Genomic DNA, 20,998 nt, shown 5'->3' on the forward strand with positions numbered 1-20,998 from the left:
CCCGCCGAAGGACGGCGCAGCCGCCCGGAGCCCCCGCCATCCCCCTCCCTCAGCGCCCCCCGGCCACGTCCAGCAGCGCGCCGGTGACATAGGACGCCTCGTCCGAGATCAGCCAGAGCACGCCGTTCGCCGTCTCCTCGGCCGTGCCCGCGCGCCCCAGCGGCGCCTGGGGGCCGAGCTGCGCCGCGCGGTCCGGCTCCCCGCCCGAGGCATGGATGTCGGTGTCGATGATCCCCGGCCGCACCCCGTTCACCCGGATCCCCTCGGGGCCGAGCTCCTTCGACAGCCCGTTCACCATGGTGTCCATCGCCCCCTTGGAGGCCGCGTAATCCACGTATTGCCCAGGCGAGCCGAGCCGCGCGGCGGCCGAGGACAGCACCACCATCACGCCGCCCGACCCGCCGCGGGACCGCGACATGCGCCGCGCCCCCTCGCGCGCCGTCAGGAAGGCGCCGAGCACGTTGGTGTCGAAGATCTTCTTCATGCGCGCGGCGCTCATGTCCGCCAGCGCCGAGGTCTCGCCCACCACGCCCGCGTTGATCACCACCGCGCCGATGGGGCCGAGGGCGGACTGCGCCTCGTCGAACAGGCGCAGCACGTCTTCCTCGCGGCCCATGTCGCCCTGCACCACGCAGGCGCGGGCCCCGGCGGCGCGCACCTCGGCGGCCACCGCCTCGGCGGCCTCGCGGGCGCCGAGGTAATTCACCGTCACGTCCCAGCCGCGGGCCGCGGCCCCGCGCGCCACCGCCGCGCCGATGCCGCGGCTGCCGCCCGTCACGATCACATGCATGTCCGGTCTCCTCCCGTGCCGGCGCCCTCATCACGGGGCGCATCGGACAGGAGCCTGCGACGGAGCGCGGCGGCGGGGCAAGCGCGACGCGCGACCGGGGGCGATGCGGGCGCCCCCGCCCGCCCGGGGGGCGAGCCCCCCGCCCCCCCGAAGCCGGGCGCCCGGACCGGCGGGCGACGGCTTCGGGGAGGGGACGGCTCAGGCGTATTTCGCCGGACGCCCCTGGAGCTGCGCCATCACCGTCTCGATCTGGTCCGGGGCGCCGATCAGGTCCTTCTGCAGGCGAGATTCCGCCAGCAGCACCTCGTCCTCGGTCGCATCGCCCTCGGCGATGTTCAGCAGCGCCTTGGCCGAGCGCATGGCCGAGGGCGAGCGCCCGGCGATGTCGGCGGCGAGGGCGCGGGCGCGGGCCAGCGGGTCCTCGGCCACCTCGGTCACCAGGCCGAGCTGCTGCGCCGCCTCCGCCTCCAGCACCTCGGCGGTGTAGACGAGGCGGCGCAGCACGTCGCCGCGCACCAGGTGGCGCAGGGTCACCATGCCGGACATGTCCGGCACCAGGCCCCATTTCATCTCCATCACCGACAGCTTCGTGCCCGGCGCGGCGATGCGGATATCGGCCCCGAGCGCGATCTGGAGGCCCCCGCCGAGGCACACCCCGTGCAGCGCCGCGATCACCGGCACCGGCAGGTCGCGCCACATCATCCCGGCATGCTGGAACAGGTTCGACGCGCCATGGGTGCGGTCCATGATGTCGCCCCCGCCGACGCTGTCGGGCCCGCCCTGCACCATCTTCGAGAAATTGCCCTTGTCGAGCCCGGCGCAGAAGGCGCGGCCCTCGCCCGACAGGATCACCACGCGCACCGAGGGGTCGGCGGCGACCGCGGCGGCGGCCTCGGCCATCGCCTCGATCAGCTCGGTGGTGATGGCGTTCATCTTGTCGGCCCGGTTCAGGCGGATCTCGGCGATGCCGTTCTCGATGGTGGTCAGCGTCAGCGCTTCGCTCATGGCGCGCTCTCTCCCTGTCAGCGTCTCGTCTGCATGTCTGCGTGCGGATCCCGCGGGCCGCGCCCCTCCCGGATGCGGCGCGCGGACGGCGCGCGGATTGCGGCATGCCCTTTCGCAGGGCGGTCCGGGCGCAGCCTGACCGCAGCGCCCCGGCGGCGCAAGGGGAACGCTGCGGCGCCCCCCTCGCCGCCCCCCCCGCGCCGCGCCCTTCGCCGCCCCACACGCCGCCCCACACGGCGGCGTGACCGCGGGCGCCGCGCGCCCGCCGCGTTTCGGGTGCAGGATCGGGGGCATGAGACACCCGATTCGCCTTCCCCTGCTCCTCGTCCTCGCCGCCGCCGGGGCCGCCGCCTGCACCGCGCCCGGCGCCCCGCCCGCGCCGCCGCCGCCGGGAAGCTGCCCCGCCGCGCCCGCCCCCGCGGCCTGGCGCGACGCGGGGCTGGTCCTCGGGGCCTCGGGCGTGCCGGCGGCCGAGGCCGAGGCGCGGCTGTCGGCCTGCGCAGAAGGGACGCCCGCGCTGCTCGACGCCGCCCTGTCGGGCCATGCCGAGGGCGTCGGGCTGTACTGCACGGCCGAGAACGGCGCGCGGCTGGGGCGGGCGGGCCTGACGCCGACCCTCTCCTGCCCCGGGGCGCTCGGGGCGCGGTTCTCCGAAGGCTACGCCCTCGGGGCCGCGGGGATGGCGCCGCGGGCCGCGGGCCGGGCCGTGGACGGCGACGCCGCCGGGGGCGCGGCGGAGCGGGACGCCGCGGATGACGGCCTGCTCGGCCTGCCCACGCCGACCCTGCGGCCCTCGATCGGGATCGGCATCGGCTCGGGCGGGCGGATCAGCACGGGATTGGGGATCGGGCTATGGTTCTGAGGATCTGCGCGGGCGCGCTGCTGCTGGCCGGGCTTGCGGGCTGCGTGCAGACGCCCGCGGCGGACTGCCCCGCCGACTGGCGCGCCGCGGGCGCCGCGGACGGCGCCGCGGGGCTGGCGGATGACCGCTACGAGACCCGCGCCGCCGCCTGCACCGCCGCCGGCGCCCCCGCCGGGCCCGACGCGCGGCCCGCCTTCCTGGACGGGCTGGCCGAGGGGCGCGCCGCCTTCTGCAGCCCCCGCGCGGCGCTGGAGCGCGGCCGCCGCGCCCGCCCCTTCGGCACGGTCTGCGGGGGCGCGCATCGCGACCTCTACCGCGCGGGGCTCGACGAGCACTGGCTGCGGGTCGAGATCCGCGACGCGCACGAGGCGCCGTATGACGACGCCCTCCACCCGTTCGGCTTCGCGATGGCGATGGCGCGGGTGCGGATGCTGGAGGACCGGCTCGCCTACCTGCACGACCAGAACGAGGCCCGCCTTCGCGCGGTCCTGGACGCCGCGCCCGCCGCCGAGTGACGCGCGCAAGGGCGCCCCGCCGGGAGGAAGGGGGGGCGCCCGGCGCGCGCCCTCAGCCCCGCCCGGGCTGGTGGCGCCCTGTGACCGGCTTGGTCGTGCCCGCCAGCCCCTCGAGCACCCCGAGCGGCGAGCGCGCGCGCTCGGGCGTGCCGCGCCGCGGCAGCGCCCAGGCCCGCGTCGCCTCGACGATCACCGCGCCCGCCAGCCGGTCGGCGCCGATCCTGCGCCCCAGCCGCTCCCACATCCGGTTGGTCTTTAGCCAGAAGCGCCGGTGGCTGGGCGGGCCCCAGAGGGCGGCCTCGCGCCGCTCCACCTGGAAGTCATGCTGCACCAGCAGCCGCTCCAGCTGCCCCGAGGAATAGGGCCGGCCATAGCCGAACGGGGTGATGTCGCGCCGCGCCCAGACGCCGGACCGGTTCGGGGCGATGAAGATCGCCCGCCCGCCGGGGGCCAGCACGCGGTGGATCTCGTCCAGCAGCGCCGAGGGGCGCTCGCAGCTCTCGAGGCCATGGGCGACGATCATCCGGTCGGCGAAGCCCGCGGGCAGCGGCCAGAACGTCTCCTCGGTCAGAACCGACACGTTGGGCCCCTCGGCGGGCCAGCGGCACACGCCCTGGGGCCCTGGCATCAGGCAGACGGTGCGCTCCGCCTCGGCCATCATCGGGCGCAGGAACGGGGCGGCGAAGCCGTAGCCCACCAGCGACAGCCCCGAGACGTCGTCCCACAGCCCCCGGACCGCGCCCTGGATCGACCGCTGGACCGCCCGCCCCAGCTGGGTGCGGTAATAGAACTGCCGCAGATCGGTCACGTCGAGATGCATTGCGCCTGCCTGCCGGTTCGGACATCGTTCCGGGAAACCTAACAGAAGCCCCCCGCAGGCCGGAAGGCGCATCGCGAGCGGCGGGAGCCACAGGGAGAGACAGATGGCCCTCGAGATCCAGATCATCCCGTGCCGGAGCGACAATTACGGCTACCTGCTGCACGAGACGGAGGCGGACGTCTGGGCCGTGGTCGACGCGCCCGAGGCCGGGCCGCTGATCGACTCGATCGAGGCCGCGGGCGGACGCCTCGACCTGGTGCTTCTGACCCATCACCACGGCGACCACGTGGAGGCCGTGGGGCCGCTGGTGGACCGCTACGGCGCGAAGGTGATCGGCGCCGCGGCGGATGCGCGCCGCCTGCCGAAGCTGGACCAGCCCGTGGTCGGCGGCGACGTGGTGAAGGTCGGCGCCCAGGACGCCGAGGTGATCGAGGTCTACGGCCACACCGTCGGCCACATCGCCTTCCACTTCCCCGGCGCCAAGGCCGCCTTCACCGCCGACAGCCTGATGGCGCTCGGCTGCGGGCGGCTGTTCGAGGGGACGGCGGCGCAGATGTGGGACAGCCTCTCGCGCCTCGCCGCCCTGCCCGGCGACACGCTGATCTATTCTGGCCATGACTATTTCGACGCCAACGCCCGGTTCGCCCTTTCGGTCGACGGCGACAACGCGGCGCTGAAGGACCGGATCGCCCGCAAGGAGAGCGGCGAGGCGGTGATGCCGGTCGCGCTGTCCGAGGAGCTGGCGACCAACCCCTTCCTGCGCGCCTCGGCCCCCGAGGTGAAGGCGGCGGTGGGCCTGCCCGAAGCCGACGACGCCGCGGTCTTCGCCGAGGTGCGCCGCCGCAAGGACGATTTCTGAGCCGCAGGCTGACGTTAGCGGCAGGGCCCCGCGCCCTGCCCGCGCCGCCCGGCCCCCGTTCCCCGCGCCCGTCCGGCGCGGCCCCTCGCCCCCGTCGCCCCGCCTGCATGCAACCGCGGATCGTCTCCGATCCGTGGACGATGCACGTGGAGGTGATTCTACCCACGCGGGACTTCGGCCGCGGCGCGCCCGGATTTTCGCTTCAGCGCACCTGAATCCCGGCGGCCGGATTCCGGGACTGCCAAAATTCAGGCATTTTTGATGCACATTTGCTGAAGAAATATTCATAATACTGTCGCACCCCGCCGCCCTGCAGGGAAAAAGAGACGCACCCGCGGCGGCCCGCGTTGCAGTCCAACCGCCAATCAGTAATCTCCTGTTTACGTTTTCGCGCGACACAATTTCTTAACCGCCGGAAACGTGACCAACGCCGGTCGCCTGGGGAAGGGCGATGCGTGACGCGGCGTGCATCGTCATTCACCGAAGACTTCGGGAGCGTACCGAAAATGACCGACCTGACCTCCAAGCCCACGGCGCTTCGCCTCGCGCGCCGCGACGTGATCGCGGGCGGCGCCGCGCTGGCCCTTTCGGCCCCGGCCGCCCATGCCGCGAAGGTCATCATCAAGGAGGCGCCGGACCCCGCGCAGGCCGCGGCCGACGCCCAGGCCGCCAAGCGCAAGATCAACCTCGCCGGCCGCCAGCGGATGCTGAGCCAGCGCATGGCCAAGGCCGCCGCCTTCGTGCGCCTCGGGATCGAGCCGGAGCGGCACCTCGAGATGATGAAGGGCGCGTACGAGCTGTTCGACGTCACCCTCAAGGGCCTGCATCACGGCAATGCCGACCAGGGCCTGACCCCCGAGGGCGACGCGAAGGTGGTCGAGGCGCTGAACGTGGTCGAGGGCCTCTGGTACGGCTACGGCGCCGCGGTGAAGCACGCGATCGAGAGCGGCGCGGTGACCGAGGCCGACATGGACGCCATCGCCCGCCTCAACGGCCCGGTGCTGGTGACCATGAACGCCGCGGTGAAGGAGTTCGAGACCGCCTATGGCAACAACTCGATCTCGCTCGGCCTCGCCATCGCCATCAACGTCTCCGGGCGCCAGCGGATGCTGAGCCAGAAGATGTCGAAGGAGGTCGCGCTCTGCGCCCTCGGGATGAACCCGGAGGAGACGAAGGAGGCGCTGGCCAACACCATCCGGCTGTTCGACCTGTCGCTGACCGCGCTGATCGACGGGCTGCCGACGGTGTCGATCATCAAGCCGCCGACCGAGGAGGTGGACGCCAAGCTGCGCGAGGTCCGCGCGCTGTGGACATCGTTCAAGCCGGTGGTGGATTCGGTCGCCGCCTCGGGGCAGCCGACGCTGGGCGAGCTGGCCAAGGTGGCGGCGCAGAACGACCCGCTGCTGAAGACCATGAACGAGGCGGTGTTCCTCTACGAGAACGCCTGATCGCGGACCGCCGCGGCGCCCCCCGGGCGCGCGGCGGCATCGCGCGGAGAAATGCGAGGGGCGCGCCGGGGACGGCGCGCCCCTTTCGCTTTTGCGGCCGGAACGCCGCCCCGCCGGACCGGCGCGGCCCGCGCCCGCGTCTTCTCTCCTGACGCGACGTCCCGCGGGTCGATTTCTTGACTTCGCGTTTACGGCGCTAGCTCATCCCACGTCACGAAAGCGAATTTCAAAGCAAGGAGCGACAGATCATGGGCAATGGTTTTCTTGGCGGCGCGCCGATGGGCATCGGCGGCCTGATCCTTCTGGCCCTCGACATCTGGGCGATCATCTCGGTGGTGAACTCCGGGGCCTCGACCGGGGGCAAGGTGCTGTGGGTGCTGCTGATCCTGTTCCTGCCGCTGCTCGGCTTCATCCTGTGGCTGCTGTTCGGCCCCCGCGGCCGGGTCTGAGCCAGGCGGGGGGCGGATCGGCGCCGCAGGCGCCGCGCGCACTCCTGGGATCACAGGCGGGCGGTCCCCCGGGGGCCGCCCGTTTCGCGTTCCGGCAGGTGTGGGGCGCTTATTCCACCCGCAGCGGCCGGGCCATCAGCGCGGCGATGGCCTCGCCCAGGTCGAACCGGCCCTCGAGCACCGCGCGCACCGTCTCGCAGATCGGCATCTCGACGCCGTGCGCGCGGGCGAGATCGGTGACCGAGGCGGCGTTCTCGGCCCCCTCGGCCAGCGGCGCGCCCCCTTCTCCGAGGGCCCCGCGCGCCTCGGCCAGCGCCGCCATGCTCCCGGCCTGCCCGAGGGCGATGCCGAAGGACATGTTGCGCGACCGCGGCGAGGTGCAGGTCAGCACGAGATCCCCGAGCCCCGCCAGCCCCGCCACGGTTTCGGGCCGCGCGCCCATGGCCGCGCCCAGCGCCCCGATCTCGGCCAGCCCGCGGGACACCAGCGCGGCGCGGGCATTGGCCCCGAGGCCGAGCCCCTCGGCCGCCCCGCAGGCGATGGCGATGACGTTCTTGGCGGCGCCCCCCAGCTCCGCCCCCACCGCGTCGCCGCCCGCATAGGGCCGGAAGGCGCCATGGGCGAGGGCGGCGCAGGCGGCCCGCGCCCGCGCGACCTGCGCGCAGGCGATCAGCACGGCGGTGGGCAGGCCGTCCGCGGCCTCTCCGGCGAAGGACGGCCCCGAGAGGGCGGCGACGTCGCGCCCCGGCGCGGCCTGCTCCGCCACCTGGGTCATCAGCAGGCCCGTCCCCCGCTCAACCCCCTTGGCGCAGGCGATCAGCAGCGCGTCCGGCGCGGCATGGGGGTGGAGGCGCGCGCAGGTCTCGCGCAGCGTCTGCGAGGGGGTGACCAGGAGCACCGCCTGCGCCCCGGCCAGCGCCTCCTCCGCATCATCGGTGACCGACAGGCCCTCCGGGAAGGCGCGGCCCGGCAGGCGGCGGGCGTTTTCGCGCAGGTCCTGCATCTCCACCGCGTGGGCGCGGCTGCGGGCGAGCAGCCGCGTCTCGCGCCCCGCGCGGGCGGCGAGGATGGCGAGCGCGGTGCCCCAGGCCCCGGCGCCGATGATTGCGACGCGGTCGATGGCGGCGGGTTGGGCCATGCGCGGATCCTCCGGGCTCAGGCGCCGCCCTGGGGGGCGCGAGGGGCGTTGCGCCCCCTCCTACCCCGCGCGGCGGCTGGAGGCGAGGGGCGCGGGGCAGCGAAGCGAAACATGGTCAAGACTTGCCGAAGCCCGCCCGCGCCCCGCCCGCGCCCCGGTTTCGCCGCCTTCGCCGCCGCGCCGCCGCGATCCGCCGCGGAAACACCGTTTGCGCCGCCCCGCGCGGGAACCTATAAGCGCCGAAGAGCCCCAGCGGGCCCGGCGCCCGGGCCCCCGTCCCGCGGCAGCACGGAAACGCAGATGTTCGGCAGACTTTTCGGCGCCTTCTCCTCCGACATGGCCATCGACCTCGGGACGGCGAACACGCTCGTCTACGTCAAGGGCCGGGGCATCGTGTTGAACGAGCCGTCGGTGGTGGCCTTCGCGACCAAGGACGGCAAGAAGGACGTGCTCGAGGTCGGCGAGGACGCCAAGCTCATGCTTGGCCGCACCCCCGGCTCGATCCAGGCCATTCGGCCCATGCGGGACGGCGTCATCGCCGATTTCGAAGTGGCCGAGGAGATGATCAAGCACTTCATCCGCAAGGCCCAGAAGCGCAAGTCCTGGATCTCGCCCAAGGTGATCGTCTGCGTGCCCTATGGCGCGACCCCGGTGGAAGAACGCGCGATCCGCGATTCGGTGATGAAGGCGGGCGCCTCCAAGGCCGCGCTGATCCCCGAACCCATCGCCGCCGCCATCGGCGCGGGGATGCCGATCACCGAGGCCACCGGCTCGATGGTCGTCGATATCGGCGGCGGCACCACCGAGGTCGCCGTCCTGTCGCTGGGCGACATCGTCTATGCGCGCTCCGTCCGCGTCGGCGGCGACAAGATGGACGAGGCGATCATCTCCTTCCTGCGCCGCCAGCAGAACATCCTGATCGGCGAGGCGACGGCCGAGCGGATCAAGACCACCATCGGCACGGCGCGGATGCCCGCCGACGGGCGCGGCATGTCGATGGACATCCGCGGGCGCGACCTTCTGAACGGCATCCCGAAGGAGATCGAGGTCACCCAGGCCCAGATCGCCGAGGCGCTGGCGGAACCCGTCATGCAGATCAAGGAAGCGGTGATGAGCGCGCTGGAGGCGACGCCCCCGGATCTCGCCGCCGACATCGTGGACCGCGGCGTGATGCTGACCGGCGGCGGCGCGCTGCTCGGCGATCTCGACCTTGCGCTGCGCGAGCAGACGGGGCTGGCGATCACCGTGGCCGAGGACCCGCTCTCCTGCGTCGCGCTCGGCACCGGCAAGGCGCTGGAGCACGAGAAGGACCTGCTGCATATCTTGAGCTACAAGGACTGACGCGCCGCGATCCGCGAGGCGCAAGGGCCGTCCCCGCCAGGGGCGGCCCTTCGCATTCACCCCTTTCAGCACTTCATTGACCCTTCGCCGCTATGTGTCGGCCCGATGGCTGAAGACATTCGGGGGCGCAGGGACATGGACGCGATCGCGGCACGCTGGCAGGCGGAGTGGACGGAGCTGGGCAAGTCCCTGGCCACGCGCATGGACCCGTATTTCGAGGAAGGGATCCGCACCGTCTACCATCACGTCCTCGGCGTCCCCATGGACGGCCTGCCGGACGAGGTGGTGGCGCTGGAGCGCGCCAAGTTCCACCTGATCATGCGCGGCGAACTCGGCGCCCCTTACCTCGAGATCATGGCCAAGCTCGTCCCCCAGATCATGGCCTCGGGGATCAGCTGGCAGCAATACATGATCGGCTACCACGATTTTCAGTACGAGATGACGCGCGCCTATTACCGCTGCCGCAAGCGGTTCGAGGGCGATCCCCTGCCCGCGCTGCGGGTCATCCAGCTCGCCACCCTCGGCGACACGCTCAAGCCGGTGAGCGCCTTCTTCGAGAAGATGGAGGCCGAGGGCCGCGCCCATCGCGACGCCCTGACGGCGGAACTGGCCGAGGCGATCGGCGACGTGGCGGGTCGGGCGGCGGCGGGCGACCTCTCGGCCCGGGTCGACCGGCGCTTCGGCGACCCGCGGCTCGACAGCATCGCCGAGCGGCTCAACGCCCTCTTCGCCACGACGCAGGAGGTGATCGGCTCCGTCGGCAAGGCCATGCACGCGCTGGCCGAGGGCGACCTGTCGGCCGCGCTGAGGGCCGAACATGGCGGCGATCTCGGCCGCCTGCGCGATGATTTCAACCAGTCCGCCGGCGCGCTGCGCAGCCTGGTCGACCAGGTGAAGACCGCCGCCGCCGACATCCAGTTCCGCGCGGGGGAGATCGCCGCGGGCGCCGCCGACATCTCCACCCGCGCTTCGAGCCAGGCCGCCTCGCTGGAGGAGACCAGCGCCGGGATGGCGGAGCTGAACGACTACACCCGCGCCAACGCCGCGGCCGCCGACCAGGCCGCGCAGCTGGCCGACACCGCCTCGGCCCGCGCGGCCCAGACGCACGAAGCGATCGAGGCGAACCTCGCCTCGATGGGCCGGATCGAGGACGGGGCGCGGCGGATCGCCGACATCGTGACGCTGATCGACGGGATCGCGTTCCAGACCAACCTTCTGGCGCTGAACGCGGCGGTCGAGGCGGCGCGGGCGGGCGAGGCCGGGAAGGGCTTCGCGGTGGTCGCGTCCGAGGTGCGCAACCTCGCGCAGCGGGCCTCCGATTCGGCCAAGGACATCCGCGAGCTGATCGCGAGTTCGGAGCAGGAGGTCGCCCGCGGCGTGGCCCAGGCGGGCGACACCAAGTCGGCGCTGGACGCGCTGGCGAGCTCGATCCAGGAGGTGAAGGCGGCGGTGCGCTCGATCTCCTCGGCGACGCGGCAGCAGGCGGACAACCTGGCGGCCATCGCCGGGTCGGTGGACGAGGTGGACCGCCTGACCCAGGACACGGCGCGGCTGGTGGAGAGCAGCGCGGCCGAGGCGGCGCAGCTGCGCGGCGCGTCGGACCAGCTCGAGGAGCTGGTGCGGGTGTTCCGGGTGGATGGCGGCGGCGCGGCGGCGCCGATGCGCAGGGCGGGGTGAGAGGCCGCCGCTCCTTGTCCGCCCGCCGCCCAGGCGCCCAGCAGCGGCCAGGAGGAAAAGAAGGCGCGGCGCCGTCGCATGGCGGATCTTCTTTCCGGGGAACCGGAGCGCCCCCCTTGACGTGACCCCGCCGCGGCGCACGGTCAAACCCGGTTCGCGTTTCGGCGCCCCGTCCCGCCCGACGGCGCCGCGCCGGACTCGCCCCCATTCGCGCCCCGTGGCATAACCCGCGCCTTGCCCCCGCCATCGGCCCGAGTCACCATTCGCCCATGTCCCAGGATCGCACCGCCCGCGCCGAGGAGATGCGCCGCGCCGTCGGCCGCATCCTCGTCTTCGCGCTGAGCCTCCTCTGCCTCGCGCTGTTCGCGCTCTGGCGGCTCGACAACCCGCGGGCCGAGGCGATCCGGATGCAGGTGGTGGACGGCCTCGCCCCCGCCATGGAATGGACCAACCGCCCGGCCCGGTTCGCCTCGGACATGGTCACCGATTTCCAGAACTTCACCCGCGTCTATGAGCAGAACGCCGAGCTGCGCCGCGAGATCCAGCGCCTCCATGCCTGGCGCGAGGCGGCCCAGCAGCTCGAGCAGGAGAACGCGCGGCTGCGGGCGCTGAACAACGTGCGGCTGGCGCCCTCGGCCGGGTTCGTGACCGGAGAGGTGATCGCTGATTCCGGCGGGCCGTTCCTGCAGACCGGCCTTGCGAATGTGGGCTCGGCCGACGGGGTCAGGGACGGCGCGGCGGTGATGGACGGCGCCGGCCTCGTGGGCCGGGTCGTGGGCCTTGGCCGCCACGCCGCGCGGGTGCTGTTCGTGACCGATTATTCCAGCCGCGTGCCCGTCATCATCCGCCCCTCGGGGCGGCGCGCGATCCTGACCGGGGACGGCGCCTCGGCCCCGCGGCTCGAATTCCTCGAGGCGCCCGAGGGGGTGTCGCCGGGCGACCGCGTGGTGACCTCGGGCGACGGCAAGGTGTTCCCGCCGGACCTGCCGGTCGGGGCGGCGCTGCTCGGGCCCGGGGCGCAGCCGCGGGTGCTGCTGGCCGCCGACCTGCCGCGGCTCGAATTCGTGCGGGTGATGCGCTACGAGCCGGACACGGCCCTCGACCAGGAGGGCGGGCTGGTGGGGGCCGAGCCGGAGGCGCCCGCCGAGGCGCCCGAACCGGCACCGGAAGACCCCGATGCGCCCATCGTCGAGGGGGCCGCGCGATGAGCCGCCCCGGCGTTCCGCGCCCCTCGCCGCCCGGGCTGGCGGGGGTGGCCGAGCGGTTGGCGACCCTTGCCGCCGTCACGCTGGCCGTGCTGGCCGCCCTGCTGGTGCAGATGGCGCCGCTGGGCCTCGCGCCCGGCGCCTGGCCCGCGCCCGACCTGGTGTTCTGCGCCCTGGCCTGGACCGCCACGGCGCGGCCCGACGCGCTGCCGGTCCCGGCGGTGTTCGGCTTCGCGCTGCTGCGCGACTTCGCGGTCGGCGGCGCCACGGGGGCCGAGGCGCTGGCGCTGGCGCTCTCGATCGAGGCGCTGAAGGCCCAGGCCCGGTTCCAGGACCGGCCCGCGCCGATGTCCGACCTGGCCGCCGCCGCGCTGGCCGCCGCCGCCACGCTGCTGGTCCCGTGGCTGCTCCTGAAGCTCAGCTTCGCCGGGACGCCGCCGCTTTCGGCCCTGGCGCCGCGCTGGCTGGCGACGATGGCCGCGCTGCCGGTGGTGGCGGCGCTGATGCGCTACGGCCTGCGCATCCGCCGCCCCGCCGCCGCCGATGACGATGCGCGCAGGAGGCTGCTGTGACCTTCGGCAAACGCAAATCCACCAAGGACCGGCGGCTGACCCGCCGCGGGCTGCTGCTGCTCGGGGCGCAGACCGGGATGATGGGCCTGCTGGCCTGGCGCATGCGCCAGCTGCAGGTCGAGCAGTCCCATGAATTCCTGCTGCTGGCCGAGGAGAACCGGATCAACATCCGCCTCCTGCCCCCCGCGCGCGGGCGCATCTTCGACCGCAACGGGCGCCCCCTGGCCGAGAACCGCTCCAATTACCGCGTCGCGATGATCCGCGAGCGGGCGCGGGACCCGGAGGCGGTGCTCGACCGGCTCGCCCGCCTGATCCCCATATCCGAGCGCGAGCGCGAGCGGGCGCTGACCGAGATGCGGCGCAAGTCGGCCTTCGTGCCCGTGACCGTGGCCGAGCACCTGGAGTGGGAGGATTTCGCCCGCGTCGCCGTCAACGCCCCCGCCCTGCCGGGGGTGGAGGTCGAGGCCGGCCTGACGCGCTTCTACCCCGAGGGGCAGGATTTCGCGCATATCGTCGGCTATGTCGGCCGGGTGAACGAGCGCGAGCTGGAGGCCGATGGCGGCCGCACGCCGCTGCTCCAGATCCCCGATTTCCAGATCGGCAAGTCGGGGGTGGAGCTGCGCCAGGAGACCGCCCTGCGCGGCGCCGAGGGGGCGAGCCGGATCGAGGTCAACGCCCTCGGCCGCGTGATCCGCGAGCTCGACCGCAAGGAGGGCGACCCGGGCGAGGACCTTCAGCTGACCGTCGATCTCGACCTTCAGCATTACGCGATGGAGCGGTTGAACGGCGAGAGCGCGGCGGCGGTGATCCTCGACACCGAGACGGGGGACGTGGTGCTGCTCGCCTCCTCCCCGGGGTTCGAGCCGAACCAGTTCGTGTTCGGCATCTCCTCGAAGAACTGGAAGGCGCTGCTGGACGATCCCTACCGGCCGCTGGCCAACAAGACCGTGTCGGGGCAGTACCCGCCGGGCTCGACCTTCAAGATGGTGGTCGCGCTGGCGGCGCTGGAGGCCGGGGTGCTGGACCCGGCCGAGAAGGTGTTCTGCAACGGGCGCTACAAGCTCGGCGACCGCTATTTCCATTGCTGGCGGCGCGGCGGGCACGGGCACGTGGACCTGGACCAGAGCCTCGAGCAGTCCTGCGACGTGTTCTATTACGAAATCGCCAAGCGGGTCGGGATCGACGCGATCTCGGACATGGCCAACCGGCTCGGCATCGGCGTGCCGCACGACCTGCCCCTGCCCGCGGTCCGGTCGGGGCTGACGCCGACCAGGGCGTGGAAGAGGCGCGCGCATGACCAGGCCTGGCTGATCGGCGACAGCCTCAATGCCGGGATCGGCCAGGGCTACGTGCTGGCCACGCCGCTGCAGCTGGCGGTGATGACCGCGCGGATCGCGACCGGCCGGGCCGTCAGCCCGCGCCTGGTCCGCGGGCGCAGGGGGCTGCCGCTGCCCGACCCGGTCGCGCCGCCGCTCGACGTCAACCCGGCGCACCTGCGGATGGTGCGCGAGGGCATGAACTCGGTGGTCAATTCGCGCCGCGGCACGGCGCGCAAGAGCCGCATCGCCGACGAGGCGAACCGGATGGCGGGCAAGACCGGCACCAGCCAGGTGCGCCGCATCACCAAGGCCGAGCGCGCCGCGGGCGTGATCCGCAACGAGGACCTGCCGTGGGAGCGGCGCGACCACGCGCTGTTCGTCAGCTACGCGCCCTATGACAAGCCGAAATACGCCTGCGCGGTGGTGGTCGAGCATGGCGGCGGCGGGTCCACCGCCGCGGCGCCGATCGCGCGCGACCTGATGATGCGCGCGCTGTGGGGCGAGCTTCCGCCCCTGGCCGCCTATCCGCCCGAGGAGCGCCGCGAGATCATGGAGGAGCGGATGCGCCCCCCCGCCCCGCGGCCGGACCGGCCCGCGGGCGCGGCGGGCGAGGGCGGCGGCGAGGGCCCCGCGCCGGACGCCGCCCCCGTGAGCGCGCCGGACGCGCCGCCGGGCGAGGCCCCGCCGCGCGGGCCGCGCCGGGCATGAGGGGGCGGGCATGAGCTATTACCAGGCGGATGAAAAGCCGCTCGGCCTCGTGCAGAAGGTGCTGCGCTTCCACTGGGCCGTGGCGATCCTGGTCTCGGCCGTCTGCGGGGTCGGGTTCCTGATGCTGTACTCGGTCGCCGGGGGCGACTGGGACCCCTGGGCCAGCCGCCAGATGGTGCGCTTCGCCATGGGCATGGCGGTGATGGCCGTGGTGGCGATGGTGCATGTGAAGGTCTGGCGGGCGCTGACGCCGATCGCCTACCTGGTCGGCCTCGGGCTGCTGGTGGCGGTGGAGGTCGCGGGCGTCACCGGCATGGGCGCGCAGCGCTGGATCGATGTCGGGTTCATGCAATTGCAGCCCTCCGAGGTGATGAAGATCGCCCTCGTGATGGCGCTGGCGCGGTATTACGACTGGCTCGGGCGGGACCGGGTCTCGCACCCGTTGTGGCTGATCCCGCCGCTCTTGCTGATCGCCGTGCCGATGCTGCTGGTGCTGAAACAGCCCGACCTCGGGACCGCGCTGCTGCTGGCCGGGGGCGGCGTGGTGGTGATGTGGCTGGCGGGCGTCTCGATCTGGTATTTCATCGTCGCGGGCGGCTCCGCCGCGGGCCTCGTCTGGGCGGTGTTCGAAAGCCGCGGGACGGACTGGCAGATCATCAAGGACTACCAGTTCCGGCGCATCGACGTGTTCCTCGACCCGTCCAAGGACCCGCTGGGGGCGGGCTATCACATCACCCAGTCGAAGATCGCCTTCGGCTCGGGAGGGGTGTCGGGGCGCGGCTTCATGCAAGGGACGCAGGCGCGGCTCGACTTTTTGCCGGAATCCCACACCGACTTCATCTTCACCGCGCTGGCCGAGCAGTTCGGCTTCGCGGGCACGGCGACGCTGCTGGGGCTCTACGGGCTGATCATCCTGTTCTGCACGATCTCCATGATCTCCAACCGCAACCGGTTCGGGGCGCTGATGACCGGCGGGCTGACGGCGACGTTCTTCTTCTTCTTCGCGGTGAACATGGCGATGGTGATGGGGCTGGCGCCCGTCGTCGGCGTGCCGCTGCCGCTGGTCAGCTATGGCGGCTCGGCGCTGCTGGTGCTGCTGCTGGCCTTCGGGCTGATCCAGTCGGCCCATGTCCACCGCCCGCGGCAGGGCTGAGGGGCGCGTCCCCACCGCCCCGCGCCCTGCCCTCCCGCTCCCCCCCACGAAAGGCGATCCGATGACCCTGACCATCCTGTTCGGCGGAACCGAGGCCGAGCGCGCGGAATGGGGCCCGTCCCTGGCCGCCGCCATCGCCGCGCAGGGGGTGGACGCCGAGCTGGTGATGGACCCCGCGCTGGCGAACCCGGAGGAGGTCGACGCGATCCTCTACAACCCCGAGGGGCCGGTGGAGGATTTCGCGCCCTTCACCCGTCTCAGGGCCGTGCTGTCGATGTGGGCGGGGGTGGAGAAGATCGTCGGCGATCCCGGCATCAAGGTCCCGCTGACGCGGCTGGTGGAGCCGGGGCTGACCCTGGGGATGCGCGACTGGGTGGCCGCCCACGTGCTGCGCCGCCACGTGGGCCTCGACCGGCACCTCGCGATGGGGCCCGCGGACTGGCCGCGCGACCACCCGAAGCTGGCGCGCGAGCGCAAGGTGGTGATGCTGGGGCTGGGCGAGCTGGGCCGCCCGGCGGCCGAGGCGCTGGCGGGGTTCGGCTTCGACGTGACCGGCTGGTCGCGCGGCCCGAAGGACGTGCCGGGGATCGACTGCCTGTCGGGGCCCGGGGGCCTGCGCGCCGCGCTGGCGCGGGCCGAGTTCCTGGTGACCCTGCTGCCGCTGACGGCCGAGACGGAGACCCTTCTGAACGCCGAAACCCTCGCCCTGCTGCCGCGGGGGGCCGAGATCTTCAATCCCGGCCGCGGCGCGCTGATCGACGATGACGCGCTGCTCGCGGCGCTGGAGGACGGGCAGGTCGGGCACGCCACGCTCGACGTGTTCCGGCAGGAGCCGCTGCCCGCCGATCACCCCTACCGGACCCATCCGCGGGTGACGGTCACGCCGCACATCGCCTCGGCCACCCGCGCGTCGACGGCGGCGCCCGAGCTGGCGGCCCAGGTCGGGCGCCTCGCGGCAGGCGCGCCCTTGCGGCACGTTGTAGACCGGACCCGCGGCTACTAGGTTTTGCGGCGACGCAGCGAAAGAAAGACGACCCACATGGCGCCTCCCCCCCGGAACGGCAGGAAACGCACGCGACGCCGCCAGAGATTCGTGCCGCGCTGGCGGGCGAACTTCCTGACCGGCCTCGTGATCGTGGCCCCGGTCGCGCTGACCATCTACCTGATCTGGACGGTGATCGAGTTCATCGACGCCAAGATCGTCCCCTGGGTGCCGGCGGTCTACAACCCGTCCTCCTATCTCGGCGTCAACGTGCCGGGATTCGGCGTGCTGGTGTTCCTGATCTTCACCGCGGCGGTCGGCACCTTCACCCGCAACGTGTTCGGCCGGCAGCTGGTGCTGCTGGGCGAAAGCTGGGTCGACCGGATGCCGCTGGTCAGCTCGCTCTACGCCGCGTTCAAGCAGATCATCGAAACGGTGCTGAGCCAGTCGAAGACCAGCTTCCAGAAGGCCTGCCTGGTGGAATACCCGCGCAAGGGCATCTGGGCGGTGGCCTTCGTGTCGACCGAGGCGAAGGGCGAGGTCGCGGCCCGCGTGGACGGGGATGGCGAGCCGCTGATGAGCGTGTTCCTGCCGACCACGCCGAACCCGACCTCGGGCTTCCTGCTGTTCGTGCCCGCCAGGGACGTGGTGGAGCTGGACATGACGGTCGAGGAGGCGGCGAAGCTGGTGATCTCGGCCGGCCTCGTGACCCCGCCGACGGCCGAGGAGAAGGCCGCCGCCGCCCGCCGCGCCGCCGCCATGGCCCGCCCGCGCACCCAGACCGGGCGCAACGGGCGGAACGGGCGCCGCACGAAGGCCTGAGCCGCGCGCGGGGCGCCGGGGCGGGCCGCGGCGCGCCCCGGCCCCGCGCGCGGCCCCCCGGCGCGACCGCCCCGCGCGCCGCCGCCTGCGCCCCCGGCCCCGTCCCCAGCCCTCCGGCGCGCCGCCTTTCCGTCCCCGTTCATGCGCGTCTTGCCACTGTGCGCGCGCCTTGCGTGCGGCACGTCCCCGCGCGCCGTTGACCGACGGGCGCCGCGCGACGATGCTGCGCGCGCCCTGCCTTGCGTTTTCCGGGATGTTCAGCCGATGCGTATCCGTCGCCACCTGCGCGAAAGCCTCCGCGGCCTCGCGCTCTCCCTCGCCATCATCCTCACCCTCGGGGGCGCCTGGGCGGCGCTGACCGGGGAATGGCGCACCCTCGCCCTCTCCGCCCTGCACCGCACCGCCCCCCCGCCCGCCGAGGGCGTCGCGGCGCTGGTCGCGCATTACGGCTGGCTGGAGATGCACGAGGACCCGCATGACCGCGACGCGTTCCGCATGTTCTGGGGCCAGGCCGCGATGGACGCCCTGCCCGCCGACGCGCGCATCGTCAGCTTCGGCTTCGACGACCCGCGCAAGCGGATCCTGGTGGTGCATGACGGAACCAACGTGATCCTGAACTGGGCGCGCTTCAACTGAAGGCCCGGGCGGCAGGCCAGCCCGCCGCCGCCGGACCCGGCCCTTGCGCCCCGCGGCGACTCGTGGCGCCCCGCGGCAGGCGCTTGCCCTCGCGGCTGCGCGCAGGGCTAATGGCGGCCCCGCGCAGGCCCCCGGGACTGCGCTTTCCCGCCCGGAGCCCGCATGTCCGCCGCCACCTTCGTCCCCGCAGCCCTGGCCGGGTTCGCCACCGGCTTTTCGCTGATCCTCGCCATCGGGGCGCAGAACGCCTTCGTGCTGCGCCAGGGGCTGGCGCGGACGCACGTGTTCTGGGTGTGCCTGACCTGCGCCGTCTCGGACGCGGTGCTGGTCATCGCCGGGGTCGCGGGGATGGGGGCGCTGATCGCGGGGAACGAGACCCTGCGGCTGGTGATGACCTGGGGCGGGGCCGCCTTCCTGCTGGCTTACGGCGCGCTGCGGCTGCGCGCGGCATGGCGGGGCGAGGCGATGGCGATGCAGGGCGCGGCCGAGCAATCCCTGCGCGCGGCGCTGCTCGCGACGCTCGCCTTCACCTGGCTGAACCCGCATGTCTACCTGGACACGCTGGCGCTGATCGGGGCGATTTCCACCGATTTCCCGCCCGCGGATCGCCCCGCCTTCGCCGCCGGGGCGGTGACCTCAAGCTTCGTGTTCTTCTTCGGCCTCGGGTACGGCGCGCGGCTGCTGGCGCCGCTCTTCGCCCTTCCGGCGGCATGGCGGGTGCTGGACGTGCTGATCGCCGCGGTGATGTGGACCATCGCCGCGACGCTGATCCTCGGCTGACGTCCGCAAGGGGGATGGGAGGGAGCGCGAGGGAGGGAAGGGGCCCTCAGGCCCCTTCCCTCCCTCGCAAGCGGCGCGCAGCGCCGCAGCGCCGCCCCTCACTCCGCCGGCGCCGCCCGCCACACGTCCGGCAGCCAGCCGGTCCAGTCGCCGTAAAGCGGCAGTTTCTCGGGCCAGGAATACCCCTCCCACACCGCGATGCGCGAGGCCGGCGCATGCCAGAGCGGAATCGCCTGCACCTCCCAGGTCAGCGCGCGGTCGAGGGCGCGGGCCGCGGCCTCGAACCCCTCGCGCTCCCGCGCCGCCAGCAGCGCGTCGATGGCGGCGTCCACCGCAGGGCTGTCGATCCCGGCATAGTTCCGCGTGCCCGGCTGGGTGCGCCCCGCGCCGTCCCAGTAGAAGCGCTGCTCGTTGCCCGGGCTCAGCGACATCGCCCAGGTGCGCACCACCATGTCGTAGTCGTACTCGTTCACGCGGGCCTGGAACTGCGCCGAATCCACGGTCCTGATCCGCGCCTCGATCCCCAGCGGCCTGAGCCCGTCGACGAAGGTGGCCGCCGCCGCCTCCCACGCGCCGCCGCCGAGGAGGATCTCGAAGCGGAAGGGCTCCCCTTCCGCCGAGGTCAGCACCCCGTCCACCACCTTGAACCCGGCGCTTTCCAGCAGCTTCTTGGCCTTGCGCAGGTTGCGCCGGTTGCGGCCCGAGCCGTCCGAGGCGGGCCACTCCATCGCCGCCTCCAGCGCCCCCTCGGGCAGCTCGGCGGCGAAGGGCGCGAGGATCTCGCGCTCCCGCCCCTCGGCCTTGCCCGCGTGGCCCAGCGGCGAGCCGCCGAAGAAGCTTTCGATCCGCGCGTAGCCGCCGCGGTTCATGGTCTTGTTGATCCACTCGAAATCGAAGGCATGGGCGAGCGCGAGGCGCACGCGCCGGTCATCGAAGGGCGCGCGGCGCATGTTGAACACGAAGCCGGTCATGCCCGAGGGGCGGCCATGCGGGATCTCGGCCTTGCGCACCCGGCCGTCCCGGGCGGCGGCGAAGTCATAGCCGTCCTGCCAGCGGCCCGGGTCGCCGTCGCGGAACATGTCGACCTGCCCGGCCTTGAACGCCTCCCACACGCCGGCGGCGTCCTTGTACCATTCGTGCCGGATCTCCTCGAAGTTCCAGCGCCCGGCATTGAAGGGGAGGTCCGCGCCCCACCAGTCGGGGTTCTTGCGGAAGGTCACGTAGCGGCCCGGTTCCAGGTCGGCGGCGATGTAGGGGCCGCTGGTGACCATCGGCTCCAGGATCGTGTCGCCGAAATCGCGCCCCTCGAACCAGGCCTTCTGCATGATCGGGCGCAGGCCGAGGATCAGCGGCATCTCCCGGTCCGGGGCGTTGAACGTGAAGCGGATGCGCCCGCCGCCGAGGTCCTCGGCCTTCGCCACCTTCTTCCAGGAGGACCGGAAGCCCGGCAGGCCCTTTTCCGCCAGAACCTCCATCGACCAGATCACGTCCTCGGCCGTGACCGGCGAGCCGTCGGAGAACCGCGCCTCGGGGCGCAGCTTGAATTCGACCCAAGTGCGGTCCTCGGGCGTCTCCACCGTTTCGGCCAGCAGGCCGTAGAGGGCGAAGGGCTCGTCCCAGTTGCGGCCCAGCAGGGTTTCGAAGGAGAGGGACCGGATCGCCCAGGGCGCGCGGCCCTTCACGATCCAGGGGTTGAGCGAATCGAAGCCCCCCACTTCCCCGAGGGTGAGTCGCCCGCCCTTCGGCGAGTCGGGGTCGGCATAAGGCAGGTGCGCGAACCCTTCGGGCAGCGCCGGGGCCCCGTGCATGGCGATTCCGTGGGCCGGGTCGGCCGCTGCGGAATTGGTTAAAATTGTAAGAAATACGGCTGAAACCGCCACAATTGGCGCCTTGCGCGCCGCGCTCCCCAATCGGCGC

Annotated in this window: 20 protein-coding genes; 15 read left to right on the forward strand and 5 right to left on the reverse strand. The window is 73.2% G+C overall.

The annotated features are described in order from the left end of the window. Positions 1 to 49 precede the first annotated feature (49 nt). Positions 50 to 790, reverse strand: coding sequence for an SDR family oxidoreductase (locus tag ACQ5SO_RS06940; protein WP_430940858.1), 741 nt, complete (start codon positions 788 to 790; stop codon positions 50 to 52). 198 nt (positions 791 to 988) lie between these two features. Beyond that, positions 989 to 1,795 carry a crotonase/enoyl-CoA hydratase family protein gene (locus ACQ5SO_RS06945; RefSeq protein ID WP_430940859.1) on the reverse strand — a complete coding sequence of 269 codons (807 nt, stop codon included), beginning with the start codon at positions 1,793 to 1,795 and terminating at the stop codon, positions 989 to 991. A 292-nt stretch (positions 1,796 to 2,087) separates the two neighbouring features. On the opposite strand from ACQ5SO_RS06945, the gene ACQ5SO_RS06950 reads away from it, so the two are divergent. Both ACQ5SO_RS06950 and ACQ5SO_RS06955 read left to right on the forward strand, forming a co-directional pair. Further along, on the forward strand, positions 2,088 to 2,657 hold the full coding sequence (locus ACQ5SO_RS06950) for a DUF2799 domain-containing protein (RefSeq protein WP_430940860.1): 570 nt from the start codon (positions 2,088 to 2,090) through the stop codon (positions 2,655 to 2,657). Further along, positions 2,648 to 3,172: a DUF2799 domain-containing protein gene (locus ACQ5SO_RS06955; protein ID WP_430940861.1), complete on the forward strand. Its 525-nt coding sequence runs from the start codon at positions 2,648 to 2,650 to the stop codon at positions 3,170 to 3,172. The genes ACQ5SO_RS06950 and ACQ5SO_RS06955 overlap by 10 nt, the downstream gene beginning before the upstream one ends. A 52-nt stretch (positions 3,173 to 3,224) precedes the next feature. On the opposite strand, the gene ACQ5SO_RS06960 is transcribed toward ACQ5SO_RS06955, so the two are convergent. Then, entirely contained in the window at positions 3,225 to 3,992 is a 768-nt protein-coding gene (locus ACQ5SO_RS06960) for a class I SAM-dependent methyltransferase (protein ID WP_430940862.1), read from the reverse strand. Positions 3,993 to 4,095: 103 nt separating this feature from the next. Between ACQ5SO_RS06960 and gloB the strand changes: the two genes are divergently transcribed. From gloB to ACQ5SO_RS06975, 3 genes are all read left to right on the forward strand, one after another. Continuing rightward, positions 4,096 to 4,851 (forward strand): hydroxyacylglutathione hydrolase, encoded by a 756-nt coding sequence (gene gloB, locus ACQ5SO_RS06965; RefSeq protein ID WP_430940863.1) that lies wholly within the window; start codon positions 4,096 to 4,098, stop codon positions 4,849 to 4,851. Positions 4,852 to 5,357: 506 nt separating this feature from the next. Beyond that, a complete protein-coding gene (locus tag ACQ5SO_RS06970; protein ID WP_430940864.1) occupies positions 5,358 to 6,299 on the forward strand; it encodes a type IV pili methyl-accepting chemotaxis transducer N-terminal domain-containing protein in 942 nt (313 codons plus the stop codon). Positions 6,300 to 6,547: 248 nt separating this feature from the next. Beyond that, a complete protein-coding gene (locus ACQ5SO_RS06975) occupies positions 6,548 to 6,748 on the forward strand; it encodes a PLDc N-terminal domain-containing protein (RefSeq protein WP_430940865.1) in 201 nt (66 codons plus the stop codon). 109 nt (positions 6,749 to 6,857) lie between these two features. Here the strand turns inward: ACQ5SO_RS06975 and ACQ5SO_RS06980 are convergent, their stop codons facing one another. Next, the gene (locus tag ACQ5SO_RS06980) at positions 6,858 to 7,886 is read right to left on the reverse strand and encodes an NAD(P)H-dependent glycerol-3-phosphate dehydrogenase (RefSeq protein ID WP_430940866.1); all 1,029 of its coding nucleotides are present in this window, start codon (positions 7,884 to 7,886) and stop codon (positions 6,858 to 6,860) included. Positions 7,887 to 8,186: 300 nt separating this feature from the next. Here ACQ5SO_RS06980 and ACQ5SO_RS06985 point away from each other — a divergent pair, with 300 nt between their 5' ends. The 10 genes from ACQ5SO_RS06985 to ACQ5SO_RS07030 all read left to right on the forward strand — a co-directional run bounded on the left by ACQ5SO_RS06985 (position 8,187) and on the right by ACQ5SO_RS07030 (position 19,081). Beyond that, positions 8,187 to 9,227, forward strand: a complete 1,041-nt coding sequence (locus tag ACQ5SO_RS06985) for a rod shape-determining protein (protein ID WP_430940867.1) — start codon at positions 8,187 to 8,189, stop codon at positions 9,225 to 9,227. A 135-nt stretch (positions 9,228 to 9,362) separates the two neighbouring features. Next, positions 9,363 to 10,904, forward strand: a complete 1,542-nt coding sequence (locus tag ACQ5SO_RS06990; RefSeq protein WP_430940868.1) for a methyl-accepting chemotaxis protein — start codon at positions 9,363 to 9,365, stop codon at positions 10,902 to 10,904. Positions 10,905 to 11,173: 269 nt separating this feature from the next. After that, positions 11,174 to 12,112 carry a rod shape-determining protein MreC gene (mreC, locus tag ACQ5SO_RS06995; protein WP_430940869.1) on the forward strand — a complete coding sequence of 313 codons (939 nt, stop codon included), beginning with the start codon at positions 11,174 to 11,176 and terminating at the stop codon, positions 12,110 to 12,112. Further along, positions 12,109 to 12,681, forward strand: a complete 573-nt coding sequence (locus tag ACQ5SO_RS07000; protein WP_430940870.1) for a hypothetical protein — start codon at positions 12,109 to 12,111, stop codon at positions 12,679 to 12,681. Before mreC ends, ACQ5SO_RS07000 begins: the two co-directional genes overlap by 4 nt. Beyond that, positions 12,678 to 14,708, forward strand: coding sequence for a penicillin-binding protein 2 (gene mrdA / locus ACQ5SO_RS07005; RefSeq protein ID WP_430940871.1), 2,031 nt, complete (start codon positions 12,678 to 12,680; stop codon positions 14,706 to 14,708). Before ACQ5SO_RS07000 ends, mrdA begins: the two co-directional genes overlap by 4 nt. A gap of 10 nt (positions 14,709 to 14,718) precedes the next feature. Next, on the forward strand, positions 14,719 to 15,861 hold the full coding sequence (rodA, locus tag ACQ5SO_RS07010) for a rod shape-determining protein RodA (RefSeq protein ID WP_430940872.1): 1,143 nt from the start codon (positions 14,719 to 14,721) through the stop codon (positions 15,859 to 15,861). A 61-nt stretch (positions 15,862 to 15,922) separates the two neighbouring features. Then, on the forward strand, positions 15,923 to 16,864 hold the full coding sequence (locus ACQ5SO_RS07015) for a 2-hydroxyacid dehydrogenase (RefSeq protein WP_430940873.1): 942 nt from the start codon (positions 15,923 to 15,925) through the stop codon (positions 16,862 to 16,864). Positions 16,865 to 16,900: 36 nt separating this feature from the next. Further along, positions 16,901 to 17,665: a DUF502 domain-containing protein gene (locus ACQ5SO_RS07020; protein ID WP_430940874.1), complete on the forward strand. Its 765-nt coding sequence runs from the start codon at positions 16,901 to 16,903 to the stop codon at positions 17,663 to 17,665. Positions 17,666 to 17,929: 264 nt separating this feature from the next. Then, a complete protein-coding gene (locus ACQ5SO_RS07025; RefSeq protein WP_430940875.1) occupies positions 17,930 to 18,301 on the forward strand; it encodes a hypothetical protein in 372 nt (123 codons plus the stop codon). A 162-nt stretch (positions 18,302 to 18,463) separates the two neighbouring features. Further along, positions 18,464 to 19,081, forward strand: a complete 618-nt coding sequence (locus ACQ5SO_RS07030) for a LysE/ArgO family amino acid transporter (protein ID WP_430940876.1) — start codon at positions 18,464 to 18,466, stop codon at positions 19,079 to 19,081. A 98-nt stretch (positions 19,082 to 19,179) separates the two neighbouring features. On the opposite strand, the gene ACQ5SO_RS07035 is transcribed toward ACQ5SO_RS07030, so the two are convergent. Further along, on the reverse strand, positions 19,180 to 20,889 hold the full coding sequence (locus tag ACQ5SO_RS07035) for an extracellular solute-binding protein (RefSeq protein WP_430940877.1): 1,710 nt from the start codon (positions 20,887 to 20,889) through the stop codon (positions 19,180 to 19,182). Positions 20,890 to 20,998: the final 109 nt, after the last annotated feature.

The sequence above is a fragment of the Rhodovulum sp. DZ06 genome (genome assembly GCF_050586345.1).
Taxonomy (GTDB): Bacteria; Pseudomonadota; Alphaproteobacteria; order Rhodobacterales; family Rhodobacteraceae; genus JBOCEF01.

Bases quoted from the DNA above. Each gene is read 5' to 3' on its own strand.
- ACQ5SO_RS06940 (WP_430940858.1), bottom strand. From the start codon at position 790: ATGCATGTGATCGTGACGGGCGGCAGCCGCGGCATCGGCGCGGCGGTG.
- ACQ5SO_RS06945 (WP_430940859.1), bottom strand. From the start codon at position 1,795: ATGAGCGAAGCGCTGACGCTGACCACCATCGAGAACGGCATCGCCGAG.
- ACQ5SO_RS06950 (WP_430940860.1), top strand. From the start codon at position 2,088: ATGAGACACCCGATTCGCCTTCCCCTGCTCCTCGTCCTCGCCGCCGCC.
- ACQ5SO_RS06955 (WP_430940861.1), top strand. From the start codon at position 2,648: ATGGTTCTGAGGATCTGCGCGGGCGCGCTGCTGCTGGCCGGGCTTGCG.
- ACQ5SO_RS06960 (WP_430940862.1), bottom strand. From the start codon at position 3,992: ATGCATCTCGACGTGACCGATCTGCGGCAGTTCTATTACCGCACCCAG.
- gloB (WP_430940863.1), top strand. From the start codon at position 4,096: ATGGCCCTCGAGATCCAGATCATCCCGTGCCGGAGCGACAATTACGGC.
- ACQ5SO_RS06970 (WP_430940864.1), top strand. From the start codon at position 5,358: ATGACCGACCTGACCTCCAAGCCCACGGCGCTTCGCCTCGCGCGCCGC.
- ACQ5SO_RS06975 (WP_430940865.1), top strand. From the start codon at position 6,548: ATGGGCAATGGTTTTCTTGGCGGCGCGCCGATGGGCATCGGCGGCCTG.
- ACQ5SO_RS06980 (WP_430940866.1), bottom strand. From the start codon at position 7,886: ATGGCCCAACCCGCCGCCATCGACCGCGTCGCAATCATCGGCGCCGGG.
- ACQ5SO_RS06985 (WP_430940867.1), top strand. From the start codon at position 8,187: ATGTTCGGCAGACTTTTCGGCGCCTTCTCCTCCGACATGGCCATCGAC.
- ACQ5SO_RS06990 (WP_430940868.1), top strand. From the start codon at position 9,363: ATGGACGCGATCGCGGCACGCTGGCAGGCGGAGTGGACGGAGCTGGGC.
- mreC (WP_430940869.1), top strand. From the start codon at position 11,174: ATGTCCCAGGATCGCACCGCCCGCGCCGAGGAGATGCGCCGCGCCGTC.
- ACQ5SO_RS07000 (WP_430940870.1), top strand. From the start codon at position 12,109: ATGAGCCGCCCCGGCGTTCCGCGCCCCTCGCCGCCCGGGCTGGCGGGG.
- rodA (WP_430940872.1), top strand. From the start codon at position 14,719: ATGAGCTATTACCAGGCGGATGAAAAGCCGCTCGGCCTCGTGCAGAAG.
- ACQ5SO_RS07015 (WP_430940873.1), top strand. From the start codon at position 15,923: ATGACCCTGACCATCCTGTTCGGCGGAACCGAGGCCGAGCGCGCGGAA.
- ACQ5SO_RS07020 (WP_430940874.1), top strand. From the start codon at position 16,901: ATGGCGCCTCCCCCCCGGAACGGCAGGAAACGCACGCGACGCCGCCAG.
- ACQ5SO_RS07025 (WP_430940875.1), top strand. From the start codon at position 17,930: ATGCGTATCCGTCGCCACCTGCGCGAAAGCCTCCGCGGCCTCGCGCTC.
- ACQ5SO_RS07030 (WP_430940876.1), top strand. From the start codon at position 18,464: ATGTCCGCCGCCACCTTCGTCCCCGCAGCCCTGGCCGGGTTCGCCACC.
- ACQ5SO_RS07035 (WP_430940877.1), bottom strand. From the start codon at position 20,889: ATGCACGGGGCCCCGGCGCTGCCCGAAGGGTTCGCGCACCTGCCTTAT.